The sequence below is a fragment of the Achromobacter ruhlandii genome, from assembly GCF_902859695.1.
Taxonomy (GTDB): domain Bacteria; phylum Pseudomonadota; class Gammaproteobacteria; order Burkholderiales; family Burkholderiaceae_B; genus Achromobacter; species Achromobacter ruhlandii.
The window spans coordinates 1-16,953 of the sequence record NZ_CADIJL010000048.1; the positions used below are offsets into that span (position 1 = coordinate 1).

Consider the following 16,953-nt stretch of genomic DNA (forward strand, 5'->3'; position numbering starts at 1 on the left):
CGCAGCGGGCATTGCATGCGCGTAGCTCCGCCCGCCAGTTGGACCGGCTGCTGGCGCGCCAGCCGGCGACGCCGCCCGCGCAACGCCAGGCCGCGCAGAAGGCCATGGCCGCCTTCGCCGACATCCACTGGCTGATCCAGGACCATGCCGGCTATTTCAATGCCCAACCGTTCCCGGAGCTATCCCGTGCTGAGTGAATTCGCCATTGCCGGCATCTATGTGCCGCCGTTCTTCCTCTATGCCTGCGCCACCGTGCCGCTGTACTGGCTGCTGCGCGTCGTGATGGCGCGCAGCGGACTGCTGCGGCGGGTCTGGCACCCCGCCCTGTTCGAGTTCGCCGTGTCGCTGGCGCTGGTGTCCCTGCTGATCCTGACCCTTTGATTGCCGTATGCCCATGTCTCCGATATTGAAGAAAACCACGCGCGCGGCCCTGACGCTGGCCACGCTGACCGCCGCCGGCCTGCTGGCGGCCGCCCTCTGGAATGCCTATGTGCTGGCGCCCTGGACCCGCGACGGACGCGTCAGCGCCCACGTGGTGCGCGTCGCGCCCGAAGTCTCAGGCACGGTGTCCGAGGTGGCCGTCGACGACAACCAGCCAGTCAAGCGCGGCGACGTGCTCTACCGCATCGACCCCAGCCGCTTCGAACTGGCGCTGGAACAGGCCCGCGCGCAAGCGGCGGCCGCCGACGAGACGCTGCGCCAACGCCAGGACGAAGCGCGACGCCGCAGCGGCCTGGACGACCTGGTGTCGCGCGAGGACATCCAGCGCGCCGGCCGCGCCGTCGCCATCGCCCAGGCCGAGGCGCGCCGCGCGCGGGCCGCGCTGGAAGTGGCCGAGCTGGACCTGGCGCGCAGCGTGCTGCGCTCGCCGGTGGACGGCTTCGTCACCCGGCTGCGTCTGCGCGCCGGCGACTACGCGCTGGCGGGCCAGCCCGGCATCGCCGTGCTGGACGCCCACAGCTTCTGGGTCACCGGCTACTTCGAGGAGACCAAGCTGCGCCGGATCCGCCCCGGCGCCCCCGCGCGCATCAAGCTGATGGGCTTCGAGCCGCTGCTCGATGGCCGCGTCGCCTCCATCGGGCACGGCATCGCCGACGACAACGACGGCCAGGACGAGCACGGGCTGCCGGCGGTCAAGGCGAGCTTCAGTTGGGTACGCCTGGCGCAGCGCATCCCGGTGCGCATCGAGATCGACGCGCTACCCGACGGCGTGCGGCTGGCGGCTGGCATGACGTGCAGCGTCGACATCGGCCAGCCCGGCGAGACACACGTGGCGCGCGGCCGCCTGGCCGGCTGGCTGCGCGACCTGATGTAGGAGGCCAGCCATGCGGATCCCCCACTCGCCCCCGGCAGCGGCGCCCGTCGCCCCCCGCCGCCGCGCGCCGCGCGGCCCCCTCCTGGCCCTGGCCACGGCCCTCGCGCTCGCCGGCTGCGCCGCCGTCGGCCCCGACTATCGACCGGAGACCCCGTCCCATCCCCAGGACTGGTCGGAAGCCCTGCCGGACGCCGCGGCCACCGACCCTGCCACGCTGACGCAATGGTGGCAGGCCTTCAACGACCCGTTGCTGGACCTGCTGCAAGAGCAGGCCCTGGCACGCAACCAGGACCTGGCCATCGCCCGCCTGCGACTGGCGCAGGCGCGCGCCGAACGCGACCAGGTCGCCAGCCGCCTGGGGCCCTCGGTCGGCGCACAGGCCAATGCCACCGCCTCGCGCTCGCCGCGGGCGCTGGACTACCCGCCCGGCATCGGCGAATCGCGCGCCTACACCCTGGGCCTGAATGCCAGTTGGGAAATGGACGTCTTCGGCGGCCGCCACCGCGCGCTCGAACGCGCCGACGCCGAGGTGCAGGCCATCGCCCAGGACGGCCACGCGGTGCGCGTCAGTCTACTGGCCGAACTGGCCGCCGACTATGCCGCGCTGCGCGCCACGCAGGCGCGTGGCGCGATCGCCCGCGACAACATCGCCACGCTGGTGGCGGCCGAGCGGCTGGCGCAACGCGCCGCGCGCCACGGGCTCGGCACCCCCGCCGAAGTGGCCCAGGCGCGCGCCGAACGCGAGGCGGCCGAGGCCCGCGTACCCGAGCTGGAGGGGGACGCCGCCCGCCTGGCACATGCCATCGGGGTGCTGGCGGGCGGCTTTCCCGCCGAGCTGAAGCAACGTTTGATGGCCGCCGGCCAGCCGCTGCTGGTGCCGCCGGCCCTGCCGGCCGCCCTGCCGTCCGAGGTGATCCGCAACCGGCCCGACATCCGCGCCGCCGAACGCCGGCTGGCGGCCGCCACGGCCGGGGTCGGCGTGGCCACGGCCGACCGTTTTCCGACCTTCGTCATTCCGCTCGGCCTGGGCAGCGCCGCCAGCCTGCTGCACAACCTGTTCAGCGATGCCAGCGTGCTGTGGTCGCTTGGCGTCGGCGCCAGCCAGTCGGTCTATGACGGCGGCCAGGCGGCGGCCGGCGTGCGCGCCGCCGAGGCCCGGGCGCAGGCCAGCCGGCTGGCCTACGCGCGCAGCCTGCAGCGCGCCTTCCAGGACGTCGAGGACGCGCTGGCCGGCCTGAACGCCGAACAGGCGCGCCAGCGGGCGCTGGCCGCGGCCGTGCATGACAGCCAGGATGCGCTCGACCGCGCGACGCGGCTGTACCGCAACGGCCTGAGCGGCTATCTGAACGTGCTGACCGCGCAACGCACCACCTACCAGGCGCGCGACGCCCTGGCGCTGAGCCAGTTGGCGCGCGTGCGCCACGCCATCGGCCTGTACAAGGCGCTTGGCGCCGGCCTGCCGCCCGCGACACCGGACTCTTCCCCCTCGCCCCCCACCAGGAGCCCCTCATGAGCCTGCTTTCGGTCCCCTTCCGCATCCACGACGTCCGGCGCTTTCCGCTCTGTCTGTTCGACCCGACCCACGCCCAGCCCGGCTACGCCGCGCAGTGGCAGACGGAAATGGAGGCGCTGCTGGCCGCCGGCCAGCCATTCACCATTGCCTACATCGAACTGGACCCGGCCGAAACGCACGAAGACCGCAAGCAGCGCGGCCTCTGGCTCAAACACAACAAGGCGCGGCTGGGCCTGTTGTGCCGGGCCCAGATCAGCGTCGAGCCGGACGCCGCCCGGCGCGCCGAGGCCAGCCGCCAAGGCGCGCTCGCCGCCAAGGCCTTTGGCATTCCGCACGAAGCCGTGGCCACGCTGGAAGAGGCGGTGGCGCTGACGCGCCGCCTGACCCGGCCCCTGCCGCCGCATCCGCGGGACGGCATGCGCGGCTGGGAGAACATCAGTTGAACGCGGCGCGCGGGCCATGCGGCCGGGGCGCCCGTCTCCGCCGCACGGCCATCCCCGCTCCCGGCGCCGCAGATATGTATTTCTATTAAGCCGCGCCGACCCAATCTTCACATTCTTTAAATCTATCGAAGAAAATTTCGCCGCCTCCTCCTTTAGATTTCGTAGCCAATACATCGGCTACCCCGGAGAGGTCGCGTGTCGGACATTGTTGTCTACGTCAGAAGCCAGCCCCAGTTGGGCGACCAGATCGTCGCCTTCGCCACGCTGTACCAACTCAAGGCATGGTGGCCCGACAAGCGGGTCAAGGTGGTGGCGCGCGACGATGTCGGCCACATCTATCGCGGCCTGCCCTGGGTCGACGAATTCCTGCGCGCGCGCACCCTGCGCGATTACCTCGGCAGCCTGTCACGCCACACCCGGGTTTCGGTCAGCCTGCACCACAGCAGCGAGCGCTTCGGCCTGATCAACCTGCTGCGGCTGCCGGCCATCCGCCTGGGCTTTCGCAATGCCCGCTTCAGCGACCTGGTGTGGACGCATTGCCATCGCAAGGACGAGGCCGAATACATCGGCCTGGCCAACCTGCGCCTGCTGGCCGCATACCGCCCGCTGAACGCCGAGGAAACGGCGCGCCGCTGCTTCACCGAACTGGCCCGGACGCACCGCCACACCACGCTCGGCGCCGACGTGGTGTTTGTTCCCGGTGGCGGCTCGGGCCCGTTCAAGCGCTGGAGCCTGGCGCATTACCTGCGGCTGGCCGACCGGCTCAAGCCGCTGCTGGGCGCCGACACCCGCTACACCTTCGTGCTGGGGCGCCAGGAAGCGCGCGAACGCGCCGAGCTGGACGCCTTGCGCCGCGCCGATATCGAGGTGGCCTATTGCCGCCCGCTATCCGAGCTGAGCGCGATCATGCTGCGCGCGCGGCTGGTGGTCGCCAACGACTGCGGCCCGTCGCATGTGGCGCAGGCCGCCGGCGTGCCGTACGTCGGCGTCTTCAACCAGCCCAACCCCGAGTGGTTCTGGCGCCGACGCGGCGCCGCCGACGTGGTGCCCCGGCATCCGCCCGACGGCATCAACTCGATCACCCCGGACCAGGTCCTGCACGCCTGCGAGCAGGTTCTGGCGCACGCGCCCCTGGCGCGCGCCTGACGCAATCGGGCCGATCCCTTCCTTTATTCAGGCCATGCGAATCCTGCACACTCTCGGCGAAAAAAGCCTGGGCGGACTCGAATTCCGCACACTCGACCAGGCCGGCTGGCTGGCGCGCCACGGCCATGACGCGGCCATCGCCGCGCCCGCGCGCAGCGCCATCAACCTGGCGGCGCGCCAGCGCGGCATCGCCACCATCGACATCGACTTCGACGCCCCCTACTCGCCGCTCACCGTACTGCGGCTGCGCCGCGCGGTGCGGCGGCTGCACATCGATGTCATCGACAGTCACAGCCGCGCCGACGGCAAGACCGCCGCGCTATGCCGCGACCTGTGCGCCGTGGTGCGCACACGCCACTTCGCTAAGCCCATGCCCACCAGCGCGCGCCGCCGCCTGGACTGGAAGCTGGGTTGCGATCAGGTCATCGCCACCAGCGCGGCCGGCCGCGACGCGCTGGTCGATGCCGGGCTCGCGCCCGCCGACCGCATCAGTGTGGTGGGGGAATGGGCCGGCGAGGATTTCTTCCGCGCCGCCGACAAATCCAGCGTGCGCCGCCTGGTGCGGCGCGAACTGACGCTGGCCCCGGACGCCTGCGTGATCTCGACCATCGGCATGCTGCGCCCCGAAAAGCGCCAGGCCGACCTGTTGCGCGTGGTGCAGCGGCTGCGCCGCCAGGGGGTGCCGGCCGCCGCCCTGGTGGTGGGCATGGCCACCGCCACCACCCAGTCCTATGCGGACGCGCTACGCAATCTGGCGCTGCAGCTGGGCATCGCCGGGCATGTGGTGTTCACCGGTCACCGCGGCGATGTGGCCGACATGATGCACGCTTCCGACGTGGTGCTGGTGCCTTCCGCCACCGAAGCGTGGTCGCGCGTGGTGCCGGAGTCGTTCGCGGTGCGTTGCCCGGTGGTGGCCAGCAATGTCGGCGGGCTGCCCGAGCTCGTCCGGCCCGGCGCCACCGGCTGGCTGGCCGAACCCGGCGACATCGACGGCTTCGCCGACCGCATCACGCGGATCCGCAACGACCCCGCCGCCACCGCCGCCGCCGTGGCCCACGCGCGCGACTATGCCGAATCGCACTTGCGCCTGGCGGGCCAGATGCACCGCACCCTGGAGGTCTACGCCCGCGCCATGGCGAGGAGCACGGGCGGCGTCCGATAAGGCGGCCAGCATTGGCCGAAAAGACTGCCACCCCATCGCGTTCAGCGCGCGGTTTGCGCCGGCCATTCGTTTTCCATGACCAAGCGCGCCGTATCGACCAGATCGTCGGCAGCTGAGTCGCCCCGCTGCCGAACACCTCATCCCCTCATGCGTTCACAGGCCCGTGCACACGCGCGGCAAGTGTCCGCGCATGCACGCATCCCCTCGATGGCGTCACAACTGGCCGCGCAGGCCCGGCATGCGGAGGCGCAGACATTACATACCTGCGCATGGTTTTCGGCGCCCAACAGCATCATGTGCGCCGATGTCCGACACATTTCCGCGCAAGCCATCATGCGGCGGAAATGGCCCGGCTCGACGTGTTGTCCTCCCGCCGCCGCAATCGGCCCATCCCGCCCTGTACAGCATCGCCGCGCCGTCGTCACCCCCTGAGCATGGGCGCTGATCGCAGGCGCTAGATGAAACCGGCCGCCCGGAACATGCGTTCGTAGATATCGCGGATGACCGCCTGCTTGCGCAGGTTGTAGTCGGCCACCTGGTCCACGCCGCGCGCCGCGGCATGCTTGGCCTGGGCATAGCGGTCACGGTCGTCGTCATGGTCGCGCAGCCAGTCGCGGAACATGCGGTGGCGGATGTTCTCGGGACAGTCCGGCCCGAACACATGCAGGTTGACCCGGGGCGCGGCCCGTTGCAGGCAGCGGTGCTGATGCCACGAAGGCTCGCGGATCACCAGCACGTAGCCGATGGCCTCCAGCGCCGGCACATAGGCGGGCTCGTCGGCCGGATCGGCCAGCGCCACATCGATGTCCACCACCGGCTTGGCCGGCAGGCCCGGCACCGCCGTCGAGCCGACATGGTCGATGCGCAGCAGCGCCGCGCCGAGCGCGGCGCCGATATCCGCGGCCAGCCGCGCGTAAAGGGCCGGCCACTCGGGGTCGTACGGCGCGACCCGCACGGGCTCCGGCGCCGGCCTGCCGCGCACCCACGGATCCTCGTCCGGATCCGAGTCGTAGTGCCGCATGATGTCCTGGGGAGTGGGCATGGTCTGTCCTGATGAAGCCAGCCCGTATTGTAGAAAAGGCGCTCAGGGCGCGGGCGGCGGCAGCGCCCCGATCCACGCCGCCATGTCCGCCGCCACCTCGCCCATGCGCGGCGTGCCGTCGGGCTCGCGCAGGCCATGATCCAATCCGGGATAGGCGCGATACTCGATATTGCCGCGGCCGGCGCGCCGCAGCGCATCGACCATCCGCGCCACCGAGTCCGGCGACACCGACGTGTCCGCGCCTGCCTGGATCACCAGCAACGGCGTGCGCACCTGCTCCAGCAGCGCCCGCTGATCCAGCGCCAGCGCCTGGCGCCACCATTCGTGGCCATGATTGCTCGCGACCAGGTCGGACGACGGCGTCTCGCTCACGTAGCGGGCGAAGCCACGCAATCCCTCGATGGATTGCGCCTTCTCGGACGCTGGCGCATCGCCCGTCGCAATGCCGTGCAGCACGTCCTCCAGGAACCAGCGCCCGCCGCCATTGAAGGCGATACTGGCATCCACCAGGCCGCCCCGGGCGGCCAGCAGGTTCGCCACCACCGCGCCTTCGCTGCCGCCCACGGCCACTACCCGGCGATACCCCTCCTGCCGGCGCAACAGGCCGATGACGGCCGCGTAATCGCGCACGCGCTGGTCAAGGTTGTCGTGCCGCAGATAAGCGGGCGGGCAGTCGGCCCTTTCGCTGCCGTCGTCGTCCCGGTACGGCAGGGAGACCTCGATGCCGTACTTGTCGACCGTGAGCAGGTCCGCGCCTGGCAGGGCATGCCGCAGGTACCGGTGGATGGCGCGATTGTGCGCCACGCTGTTGCAGTCGGAGCCCTGCGCCACCACCAGCAGGCTGTCGGCGGCCCGCGCCGGGTCGTGCCGCTGCAGGTAGTAGGCAATGGCCGAACCATCCGGCCGCGGCAGGAGATACTGCCAGGTCGGTTGGGCCTGCGCGGGCAGCCAGGCGAGCAGCGCGCAGAGGCTCGGCAACAGGGAACGAAACATGGAATGCAGGGGAATGATTATCTCAGGCGGTCCAGGTGCCCGTCCGCCGTCCATCCGTTGCCGGTGACGCTGACCCGGAAATCATAAGTACGGCCGGCCACCACATCCAGGTCGAGATACTGGATCGGCTCGCCCACGTTCATCATCTGCAGGCCGACCCGGTGCGCTCCCGCGGGCACCTGCAATTCCAGCACGCGGTTGGAATCGAGACTGGCGATATAGCGGCCGTCCACATAGATGACCGCGTTGAGGGCGGAACCGGCAATGCCGCCGTCGCGCACGATACGCACCACGCCCTTGTCGGCGCCCGCCACCAGATAAGCGGGTTCCATCACCGTCGACGCCTTGGCGCGCGGCGCGGTTTCGATATCCACCGGTATCGAACCGCAACCAGTCAGCGCGACCACGATCATTCCCATCAACACCTTGCGCATCTTCCCTCCTGGTCCGTTTGCGCGCCGACTATACCGTAATCAGGCGCGCAGACATTCACCAGGGCGCCCGCGCGGAGCCGGGTACGCCGGCCCGGCCCCCCTCCTGTTCAGACGGGATCGGCCACGAAGGCAGCGGCATGCGCCGCTAGCGGCCGGCGGCGATACCGATAATGGGAGCAACAGCGTTGCGGTGCTTGGTAAAGCACGCGGAGCGCGGACGGGAGCGGCGCGCCGGTGGCCACGAGGATGCGGCTTACGGCGCCCGTCATCGTCTAGGCTGACCGGCGGCGGACGCGGGGACTGGCGATGCCATGCCGCGCCAGCATTGCGCCAGCGGTCAGCAATTGCCCTTCTTGGCCTGGCCTGGCGGGCAGAATCCGCCGCCGCCACCCCGGTGCGGATCCACCACCACGGCGCCGTCCGGCGTGTACACCGCACAGCCGGCCAGCAAAGACGCCAGCACCGCCAAGGCACAGATGATTTTCATGGCAACCACTCAGGAATGAAGATGCGCGCAGTGTATGGCCCTTCCCTGAAACAAGGCCGTAGCGGTGGTTACGGGCTGTACACCGCGCGCAGCCACGGGCCGCCGCGCCGTGCATGCGAGGCGCGCCCGGTCGCCAACGAGGACGGGCCGCTGGGGCCGCCAGGGTCAGCGTCGACAGACCAACATCGCGAGGCCGACCATGCCTGCGAATGTGCCGCCTATGAAAACAGCGGCACGTTCGGTCCGCGCCGAATCCAGTAAATACAAAATACACAGGAACGCGAGCAAGAATACGGTCGACACGCCCAATAGAAAGGGGCGCCATTTTTTCTTGCCGCGCTGATCATCTTGCTCAGGGCAAATCTATGTCTGCTCATGGGCGTCCGCGAGGAATAAAGGCCGGGCTTTTATTCTGCCAAATATTCCATCAACGGAAAAGACCATTCCACAGGCTCAACTAATAGATATTCTCATCATTGCGAGCAAACGCTGGGAACGAGTCTCAAATCAAGACAATCCAGCCCAATCAAAAGGAATGCGTGAGCCGAACCGCACGGTCAGCGCGTGCGGCACATGGATTGATCAGCGCCCTTCGACCAGCCGCCGCACCTCGCCAAACACTTCTTCCGCGAGCCTCGCCGGCACTCCCCAGTAGTCGAATATGCCGCCATCCGACTGATTTTGCCCGCACGTGACAAATACGCCTGTGCCAAACCGATTCTTTAAATGCGTCGCCAGCCACCCCACGAAGCCGCTGTTGTCCGCGCCCGGCGGAAAATGGAATCGAAAGAGCCCGAATGGTTCTTCATGCGTCCCATCGCTGGGAATAAGCTGGCTCCACACATTGTCGTCCCGCACCAGCGCAAGCGCATCTTCGCGGACAGCCCCGGGAAAATCATCCAGAGGAAATTCAGTGAACGCATAGGTGCCCGGATATATGCGCAATCGCGCCTCGGTGATGACGCGTCGGAGGCGTTGCTCGGTCTGCTCGGAAGTTTCGCGGGAGATATTGACCATGGCTGTTCAAGACGTTGGATGGGTAATGGGCTAAAGCCCGGGTTTACCATGCACACCACTGCGTGCCATGGAAATCCCCCACGAGCCGTAAGTGAACCGGAATTAACCAGGCCCGTGCCAATCCTCGTTGCCAGATCTGGATATCGCCGCCCACACCCAACTCAAGAAAGCGACCGAATTCGACGCCCCCCCACATCGCGGTCGAATGAAGATTCCAAGACGTTCAAACCCGCGCAGGACACGCCTCAGTAATGCCTGATCGCCGCGGAGCGAAAAGCCACGGGTAGCGCATGGACGTCCACGCCGGCCCGGAGTCATCCTGCCGACGCACCGGGCGACTTGCGCGTGCCGCTCGCGCTGGCCGGCCTCTTCCATGCCCGCCAGCGTGTTCTTGCGGCGGCAGGGCCCTGGAGGCGCTATCGAGCCCGGGCCCACGCGTCCCACCGAGGACGCGCCAACGCGGTCGGCAGTCATTCACATCTGGCCGACCTGCTGCGGCCTTCGCGGGTTCGCGGGTCGATCGCCCCAATAGGACGGCCGCTCCCCAGGCGGCCGCCAAAGTTGAGATATTCAACGCGATTTTTCGAGCGGCGCATTGCTGTCCGGCTCAGGGGGCAGTCCAGCCTGTCGACGTTGCAGCGGCCCGCGACCGTACGCATCCTTGCCTTGCTCGCGTCTATGACCGCCGGCTGGGTAACCCGACCCCGTATCCGGGTCGGGATTGGCTGAATCCCGTCCGGGACGATCGACCTGCGGCTGACCGTTATGCCGTTCACTCGTCGACTCTGCATGAAAGGGTGATTTAGACATGAGGCCTCCTCTTAATATTGATCGCGATCCGTCAGCATGCTGCCGTCGCCCAGCTCCGTGCCTGTCACCGGGTCGACGGCGGGATCCGATGCCGTACGGGCGACCATGGCTTGCAGCGCCTTCGTTTCATCCTCGGCAAGACCTACCGACGCCAGCCCGTCTCCATCAATGGCGCATTGCTCGTCGCGGTCGGAAACATAGTTGAAATGCTCATCGCTATTCCACGACCCGCGCGTATCGCCCTCTCCCTGCGACATGTTGAAGTAGACGTTGGCAAAGCGCGGATCGCCTGGCAGCTTTCCGGGCGGGAAGTTCGGCTCCATTGAATACAGCGCCTTCTCGAACGAGCGCTGATGCGACACTTCACGCGTCATCAGAAAGCCCAGCGCCTCCTTGACGCCGGGATCGTCAGTGGCATTGATCAGTCGCTCGTAGATGATCTTGGCCCGCGCCTCGGCGGCGATGTTCGAACGCAGATCCGCGGAGGGGTCTCCGATGGTATCGATATACCCGGCGTTCCAAAGCTGACCGCCGGAATTGACCAGCGCGGGCCCGCCACCGAAGAGCACTTGCGTCACATGTGAGTCATTGCCCGGCCCGTTCAAGCGCCGGTAGATATCGGCCTCCGATTCCGTGGCTTCTGCAAGCACGCCCTTGGCGCCCTTGTTAAGCATGGCCACCAACGTACCTATCACTTCGAGGTGACTCAGCTCCTCGGTGGCGATATCCAGCAGCATGTCCTTTCGCCCCGGATCGTCCTCCGCCAGCGCCTGAGTGAAATACCTACACGCCGCCGCCAGCTCTCCCTGGGGGCCGCCGAACTGCTCCAACAACAGGTTGGCCAGCCCGGGATTGGGCTGCGCGACGCGCACGGTGTACTGCAAGCGTTTGTTGTGAGCAAACATGGTCATCTCCCGTTTCGCCGGCCGTCATTGGCCGGTGGGATCCGCAAGCAATTGCCATGCCGAAGCGCGCAGGGATCCCCGCACCCGTTGCGGTACCCTACGGCTTGTCAATCGCCGTCCGAAGGGAACCTTGATGCGCTTTCGTCCTGCAAGTCTTTCAGACATCCCCCGCCTGGGGCAGCTCGCGCTCGCGTCGAAGGGGCATTGGGGTTACTCAGCGCGGCAACTGGAACAGTGGCGCGAAGATCTGACTCCGCGTGAATCCTGGCTTGACACGGGTCCCTTCGTCGTGGCCGAGAACGACGCCGGTGTGATCGGCTTTTACACGCTGGCGGCTGCCGGCAACGGCGCGTGGGCGCTGGAAAATCTGTGGCTCGACCCGAAATGGATTGGCCAGGGGTTTGGCCGCGCCTTGTTCGCCCATGCAGTGGAAACCGCTGGGCAACGCGGTGCGACGGTCTTGACGATCGACGCGGAACCTCATGCGGAAGCTTTCTACCTCGCACAGGGAGCGAGGCGGACAAAGATCATTCCCGCGCCAATAGACGGGGATCCTCACCGCATGAGGCCGCAACTGGAATTAGCGATGGGCCAGACGCCTGCCAATGCGGGAAACTCCCGCCGCTCCATGCTTAGCTAGTCCGCTCCAAGCCTCGCTAGCCCATGGCGCACCTTTGGCGCAGCGTTCCCTGTCCCAGATCCCGTGGCGCAAGCCTTCCCCCCAGCCTTGGCCGCTTGACGCTCAGCGGAGATTGGTGATCACGCTACTTGAGGTATCAAAGAGTTTTGCCTGGACCGCGTTAACGGCTTCCATTGCCTCTGCCAATTTGGCAGACATTTCCCGCAGACGCACACTCTCTTTTGTCTGCAGCGCAACCAGCCTGTTGATTTCATCGTCAAGCTCCAACAACCGGCCTTGAGATGCCTGCGACAGTGAAACGTCGCCAACCAACGAGGCCTTTTCCTGCCCCAACAGGCGAAGCTGGTCGTTCAGCCCCTGGACGATGCCAGCTTGTTGCCGGACCTTATCCTGGAGCATCAGATATCGCTCCAGCCGCACCGCTGCTTCGAGATCGCGGGTCTGAACCTGGGTTGATGAAGCGCTCACGGCGAGAGCGGCAGGGCGCGCCTCTAGAGAGGGAGACATTGACATTAGGGGCATCCTTACGCGTCATGTCTCTGTGGGTGACGACCGCAAGCAAAAAGTTCCAGGCTTCAAGGACGAGCCGCACAGTGGTGTCCCAGGGTGGCCCTGTTCACGGCAGAGACTGGAGGCCCGCCGTCTCCCCCAACCCGTCACCCGCAAGCGCAGGGGCGAAGGCCGCGGGAGCGAGGGCGCCGATGACCGCTGCGTCATGAGCAGAGCCTAGGGCGATGGAGTGGACCACGGGAAGCCGAACCCGCGCAGGCGGATGGGAAGGTCGCGGCCCTACCGCTCGGGCCAGGCAGCGGAAATGTAAAAACCCGCCAATGCACGTTTGGCGGGTTTTCCGGGAGATGCGGCCGACTAGAGGGTTGGCTTGGGTATCGGCGTGTCACCGGGAATCAGCTTGGCCCCCTTGGGCCTTTTCGGGCAGCCACCCGAGGAAAACCAGCGGGTGATGATGTGATCTTCCACGAGAAACCGCTGATCGCATCTGGAATACTCGGGAACGTAATTCCAAGTCGTGGAGTCGCTGGTATTCGTGACCCATGCATAGCCGTAGGAAACGATCTTGGCCCGGCCATTAGACAGGACCTGGCTGGACTGCGGAGGTCCCCAGGACATGTATAGATCATCCTCCGACGCCCCAACCCACGAAGCCGTCACGTCGCTGGTCGTCTGATAGCGCTGGTTCATGACCAGGTTCGACAAGGGCGATCCGGCGCAACCTTGAAGCAATACCGCCGACAAAATCAGAGCTGCGTACTTCATTCGTCTCATCTCAATTCGTTCACCGCCAGGAGTCCCCGGATGTCGGCCGCGGCAAGGGCAAGGGTGCGGTCGCTTCAACCGGCTCCAGAACGAAGGCGACAAAGTGCTGCGGCCGGGAAGCCGGAATATAGCCGCAGGTCAAACCAGCTGCACAGCGTGATCTTGCCGCTGTTAACGTTCCGACGCCGGCCAGATTATTCTGATAATTGCCATGCCGGCGCCAACCAAACACGCGTAAATCATTGATTCCACGGAAATTCCTGGCGCGGCAGGAGGGGCTCGAACCCCCGACCCCGGGCTTAGAAGGCCCGTGCTCTATCCAGCTGAGCTACTGCCGCGCGGCGTGTGGCTGCCCGGAAGATGTCCGGGCGGCGCATTTTACCCTGTTGCGGACGGGACGTGGCGGCGCCCTCCCGCGAGCCCAGGCTTATCAGCCGGAAGAACCGCTCATTCCTCGCCCAGGTCGGCGTGGGTGGACACCCACAGCACCAGCGCGTCCTGTTTGCTCAGGCTGATCACCCGGTGGCCCATGCGGCTGTCGATATAGAAGCTCTCGCCCGCCTTCAGCCGCGCCGGCTCGTAGAACTCAGTATACAGCTCGACCTCGCCTTCCAGCACGTAGACGAATTCCTCCCCGCCGTGGCGGCTCCAGTCCTGGAATTCGTCGAACGAGCGCGCCTTGACGCGGGTGTGGAACGGCATCATGCGCTTGTGCGACAGCGCGGTGCATAGCAGGCGGTGGTCGTAATACGGGGTTTCGTACTGGCGGCCCTCGCCCTGGCGGCTGAGGCTGCGGCGGCCGGTGCCCATGTGCGCGTCGGACGCGGTGAACAGTTCGGCCACGTCCAGTTCCAGGCCGGCGGCGATCTTGATCAGGTTGTCATAGGTGGGCGACAGCAAGCCGTTCTCGATTTTCGAGAGCGTGGAGGTGGACACGCCGGTGGCCTGCGCCGCCTGCTTGAGCGTCCAATCGCGCGCCTGGCGCAGGGCTCGCAGCCGTTGTGCCAACACGCTCTGTTTGTTGCCTTGCATCTGTACACCCTGTCATGCCCGCGACTGCCGCTCCCGCCACCAATCGCGCGCCTGGTAAGACCAATATGTGAGTTGAACCGCCGCCGTGCCCAGCGCCCCGCCATTCCACGCCAGTCCGAAAGGCTCGAACAGCCGGTAGCGCTGGCTGTCGCCGGCAATCCCTTCGGCCACGACGCGGCCGCCAATGGCGGTGGTGTTCATGCCGTGCCCGCCAAAGGCCGTGCAATACCAGACGTCGGGCGCCAGCCTGCCGATCTGCGGCATCAGGTGCCGCGCGTAGGCCATGCGCCCGGACCACGCGGTCTCGACGCGCAGCCCCTGCAACTGGGGATAGACGCTGAGCAGTTCGCGGCGCAGGGACTCGGCCAGGTCGGGCGGATCGTCGACACGGGTGGTGATTCTACTGCCCCAGCCGATGCGCCCGCCCTCCAGCACCCGGTAGTAGTTGCCGGCGCGGCGGTCGTCGCCGATGGCGGCCTGGGTGCGGATGGCCTCGCGCACCCGTTCGCCCAGCGGTTCGGTCAGCATGATGTAGGTGGCGATCGGCAGCATGGCCCGCCGCAACGCCGGCACCACCCCATCGGTATAGCCGCCCGTGGCCAGCACCACGGTGCGCGCGTTGATCTCGCCGGCGGCGGTCCGCAATTGCTTGGCCGCCCCTTCCAGGCGAGCCTGGGTGACCGCTGAATCCTCGTGGATGCGCACGCCCAGCCGCGCGCACTCGCGCGCCAGGGCGCGGGCGTAGTTCAGCGGATGGAAGTGGAACGAGGACAGGTCCTCGATGCCCTGGAAGTAGACGTCGGATACCAGCCGTTCCCGCACCTCGGCGCGGTTCAATAGCCGCACGTCGCGGCCGAAGTCGCGCCACTGGTCTTCGCAATAACGCCGCAGCGCGTCGCTGGCCTCGTAGCGCACTACCCGCAGGCGGCCGTCGACCTTGTGGGCGTCATCGATGCGCAGGTCGCGGATGTTGTCGCGGATGATCTCCACGCCCTCCATCGACAGCCGGTACAGCTGACGGTAGTGATCCTCGTCAACGTGCTTGCGGATGGCGTCGGCGCCCGCCGAGAACGCCGGCGACACCGAGCCGCCATTGCGGCCCGAGGCGCCCCAGGCGACGCGGCGCCCCTCCAGCAGCGTCACGGCGCGGCCGCGGCGGGCCAGTTCCAGCGCGGTGGTCAGGCCGGCCAGCCCGCCGCCGACGACGCAGACATCGGTCTCGGCCGCGCCCGCCAGCGGCGGGTAGCAGGTCTGCGCATCGCCCAGCGTGCGCTTGTAGTAGGTGTCGATGTACTCGGTAGCCATGGTCGTGGGTCAGGGCCCGTGCGGGACTCTCGTCGATGTGGGCGGGCCTAGTTCAGCCCGGCGCCCTGCAGCCCGCCGGTCAGGCGCTTCTCCAGCCAGGTGGCCAGGCGCAGCAGCGGGTAGCAGTACAGGAAATAGATGGCGGCGATCATGCCGTAGATGAACAGCGATTTCGCCGGGAAGGTGATGATGAAGACCTCGCCCTGCCGCGTCAGCTCGGTGATGCCGACCACCGACAGGATGGCGGTGCTCTTGATCAGCATGACGTAGACGCCGCTCATGGGCTGCACGATCAGGCGCATGGCCTGCGGCAGGATCACCAGCCGCAGGATCTGCAGCGGCCGCAGGCCCAGCGTCATGGCGCCCTCGGTCTGGCCGCGCGGCACGGCGCGGATGGCGCCGGTGACGATCTCTGCCACGTAGCACGAGGTGTAGACCGACAGCGACACGAACGCCGCCGTGCCCGAGTCCCAGTGCAGCAGCTCGATGCCGGTGCTGGGCAGCACGAAATAGAAGATATAGAGCTGCACCAGGAACGGCGTGCCGCGCAGCACGTGGATGTACAGCCCCAGCAGTTGATGCAGGCCACGGATGCGGTAGCTGCGGATCACGCCGATCACGAAGCCCAGCAGCGAGCCGGCAATGATCGCCAGGAACGAGATCTTGAGCGTCTCCCAGAAGCCCTTGAGCAGGAAGGGCAGCACGACGCCGGCGGTGGACAAGTAGGAATCCAGCATGCTTACCTCGCGTTCCAGGCCGGACCGGCCAGCCACAGGCTCACGCCGCGCGACAGCATCAGCATCACCGCGTAGATCAGCAGGTAGCCGGCGGCAATGGTCAGGAAGCTCTCGGTGGGCACGATGCGATCGCTGTTCATCTGCACGCCCGCGGCCACCAGTTCGAACACCGTGATCAGCGACAGCAGCGAGGTGTCCTTGATCAACACCGCGGTCTGCCCCAGCAGCGGCGGCAGGGTGTTGGCGAAGGCCTGCGGCAGCACCACGTAGCGCAGGCGCTGGTGGTAGTTCATGCCGCAGGCTTTGGCGCCTTCGATCTGGCCGCGCGGCACCGACTCGATGCCGACGCGGATGATCTCGCTCATGTAGGCGGCGTGGTGCAGCGTCATCGCCAGGATGCCCAGCAGCATCTCGCTCCAGCCCTTGGCGCCGGGCACCAGCATCGGCACCGCGTAATACACCAGGTAGATCTGCACCAGCAGCGGGGTCGAGCGGATGAACTGCACGTAGCCCGCCACCGGCCGCCAGACCGCGGCGCGCGGCGACATGCGCGCCAGCGCCAGCGGAATGCCGGCCAGCACCGACAGCACCAGGCTGGCGCCGGCCGCGATCAGGGTGTTGGCCAGCCCGGTGGCGAACTGGCCCGTGTACTGGCTGACGATGCGCCAGTTGTAGTAGTCGATCAGCCAGTCCATGC

At 67.4% G+C, this 16,953-nt stretch carries 21 protein-coding genes and 1 tRNA gene; 8 read left to right on the plus strand and 14 right to left on the minus strand.

Annotation, left to right across the window (positions count from 1 at the left end):
- From HV742_RS29910 to HV742_RS29940, 7 genes are all read left to right on the plus strand, one after another.
- A partial coding sequence (locus HV742_RS29910; protein ID WP_217482434.1) for a hypothetical protein occupies positions 1 to 197 on the plus strand: 197 nt, incomplete at its 5' end.
- Positions 187 to 381, plus strand: a complete 195-nt coding sequence (locus HV742_RS29915) for a DUF1656 domain-containing protein (RefSeq protein ID WP_049072805.1) — start codon at positions 187 to 189, stop codon at positions 379 to 381. The genes HV742_RS29910 and HV742_RS29915, both read left to right, overlap by 11 nt.
- Before the next feature lie 13 nt (positions 382 to 394).
- Positions 395 to 1,315 (plus strand): efflux RND transporter periplasmic adaptor subunit, encoded by a 921-nt coding sequence (locus HV742_RS29920; RefSeq protein ID WP_175147111.1) that lies wholly within the window; start codon positions 395 to 397, stop codon positions 1,313 to 1,315.
- A gap of 10 nt (positions 1,316 to 1,325) precedes the next feature.
- Positions 1,326 to 2,828 carry an efflux transporter outer membrane subunit gene (locus HV742_RS29925; RefSeq protein WP_175147112.1) on the plus strand — a complete coding sequence of 501 codons (1,503 nt, stop codon included), beginning with the start codon at positions 1,326 to 1,328 and terminating at the stop codon, positions 2,826 to 2,828.
- On the plus strand, positions 2,825 to 3,271 hold the full coding sequence (locus tag HV742_RS29930; RefSeq protein ID WP_049072804.1) for a hypothetical protein: 447 nt from the start codon (positions 2,825 to 2,827) through the stop codon (positions 3,269 to 3,271). Before HV742_RS29925 ends, HV742_RS29930 begins: the two co-directional genes overlap by 4 nt.
- Before the next feature lie 195 nt (positions 3,272 to 3,466).
- Positions 3,467 to 4,417 (plus strand): glycosyltransferase family 9 protein, encoded by a 951-nt coding sequence (locus HV742_RS29935; protein WP_049072803.1) that lies wholly within the window; start codon positions 3,467 to 3,469, stop codon positions 4,415 to 4,417.
- Between the two features lie 34 nt (positions 4,418 to 4,451).
- Positions 4,452 to 5,579, plus strand: coding sequence for a glycosyltransferase family 4 protein (locus HV742_RS29940; protein WP_175147113.1), 1,128 nt, complete (start codon positions 4,452 to 4,454; stop codon positions 5,577 to 5,579).
- 137 nt (positions 5,580 to 5,716) lie between these two features.
- Here the strand turns inward: HV742_RS29940 and HV742_RS32560 are convergent, their stop codons facing one another.
- The 7 genes from HV742_RS32560 to HV742_RS29970 all read right to left on the minus strand — a co-directional run bounded on the left by HV742_RS32560 (position 5,717) and on the right by HV742_RS29970 (position 11,267).
- Positions 5,717 to 5,914 carry a four-helix bundle copper-binding protein gene (locus HV742_RS32560; RefSeq protein ID WP_367647979.1) on the minus strand — a complete coding sequence of 66 codons (198 nt, stop codon included), beginning with the start codon at positions 5,912 to 5,914 and terminating at the stop codon, positions 5,717 to 5,719.
- A gap of 119 nt (positions 5,915 to 6,033) precedes the next feature.
- Positions 6,034 to 6,621 carry a GrpB family protein gene (locus HV742_RS29945; RefSeq protein WP_068953163.1) on the minus strand — a complete coding sequence of 196 codons (588 nt, stop codon included), beginning with the start codon at positions 6,619 to 6,621 and terminating at the stop codon, positions 6,034 to 6,036.
- A 42-nt stretch (positions 6,622 to 6,663) separates the two neighbouring features.
- Positions 6,664 to 7,614 (minus strand): alpha/beta hydrolase family protein, encoded by a 951-nt coding sequence (locus HV742_RS29950; RefSeq protein WP_175147114.1) that lies wholly within the window; start codon positions 7,612 to 7,614, stop codon positions 6,664 to 6,666.
- 17 nt (positions 7,615 to 7,631) lie between these two features.
- A complete protein-coding gene (locus HV742_RS29955) occupies positions 7,632 to 8,048 on the minus strand; it encodes a hypothetical protein (RefSeq protein ID WP_169536447.1) in 417 nt (138 codons plus the stop codon).
- A 337-nt stretch (positions 8,049 to 8,385) separates the two neighbouring features.
- A complete protein-coding gene (locus HV742_RS29960) occupies positions 8,386 to 8,535 on the minus strand; it encodes a hypothetical protein (RefSeq protein WP_167352796.1) in 150 nt (49 codons plus the stop codon).
- A 582-nt stretch (positions 8,536 to 9,117) separates the two neighbouring features.
- The gene (locus HV742_RS29965) at positions 9,118 to 9,552 is read right to left on the minus strand and encodes a DUF6196 family protein (RefSeq protein WP_049072798.1); all 435 of its coding nucleotides are present in this window, start codon (positions 9,550 to 9,552) and stop codon (positions 9,118 to 9,120) included.
- Positions 9,553 to 10,373: 821 nt separating this feature from the next.
- Complete coding sequence (locus tag HV742_RS29970; protein ID WP_175147115.1) at positions 10,374 to 11,267, minus strand: manganese catalase family protein; 894 nt, start codon at positions 11,265 to 11,267, stop codon at positions 10,374 to 10,376.
- Between HV742_RS29970 and HV742_RS29975 the strand changes: the two genes are divergently transcribed.
- The gene (locus HV742_RS29975) at positions 11,266 to 11,907 is read left to right on the plus strand and encodes a GNAT family N-acetyltransferase (RefSeq protein ID WP_175147116.1); all 642 of its coding nucleotides are present in this window, start codon (positions 11,266 to 11,268) and stop codon (positions 11,905 to 11,907) included. The two genes, HV742_RS29970 and HV742_RS29975, sit on opposite strands and share 2 nt — an antisense overlap.
- A 102-nt stretch (positions 11,908 to 12,009) precedes the next feature.
- Here HV742_RS29975 and HV742_RS29980 read toward each other — a convergent pair whose 3' ends face one another.
- The 7 genes from HV742_RS29980 to HV742_RS30010 all read right to left on the minus strand — a co-directional run bounded on the left by HV742_RS29980 (position 12,010) and on the right by HV742_RS30010 (position 16,951).
- The gene (locus HV742_RS29980) at positions 12,010 to 12,420 is read right to left on the minus strand and encodes a hypothetical protein (RefSeq protein WP_175147117.1); all 411 of its coding nucleotides are present in this window, start codon (positions 12,418 to 12,420) and stop codon (positions 12,010 to 12,012) included.
- Positions 12,421 to 12,774: 354 nt separating this feature from the next.
- Positions 12,775 to 13,182, minus strand: a complete 408-nt coding sequence (locus HV742_RS29985; protein WP_049072795.1) for a hypothetical protein — start codon at positions 13,180 to 13,182, stop codon at positions 12,775 to 12,777.
- 261 nt (positions 13,183 to 13,443) lie between these two features.
- Positions 13,444 to 13,520 (minus strand) — tRNA-Arg (locus HV742_RS29990).
- Between the two features lie 109 nt (positions 13,521 to 13,629).
- A complete protein-coding gene (locus tag HV742_RS29995) occupies positions 13,630 to 14,214 on the minus strand; it encodes a helix-turn-helix domain-containing protein (RefSeq protein WP_049072794.1) in 585 nt (194 codons plus the stop codon).
- 12 nt (positions 14,215 to 14,226) lie between these two features.
- Complete coding sequence (locus HV742_RS30000) at positions 14,227 to 15,519, minus strand: NAD(P)/FAD-dependent oxidoreductase (RefSeq protein WP_063580013.1); 1,293 nt, start codon at positions 15,517 to 15,519, stop codon at positions 14,227 to 14,229.
- A 47-nt stretch (positions 15,520 to 15,566) separates the two neighbouring features.
- Positions 15,567 to 16,256 carry an amino acid ABC transporter permease gene (locus HV742_RS30005; RefSeq protein WP_049072792.1) on the minus strand — a complete coding sequence of 230 codons (690 nt, stop codon included), beginning with the start codon at positions 16,254 to 16,256 and terminating at the stop codon, positions 15,567 to 15,569.
- A gap of 2 nt (positions 16,257 to 16,258) precedes the next feature.
- Positions 16,259 to 16,951, minus strand: coding sequence for an amino acid ABC transporter permease (locus HV742_RS30010; RefSeq protein ID WP_006390517.1), 693 nt, complete (start codon positions 16,949 to 16,951; stop codon positions 16,259 to 16,261).
- Positions 16,952 to 16,953 lie beyond the last annotated feature (2 nt).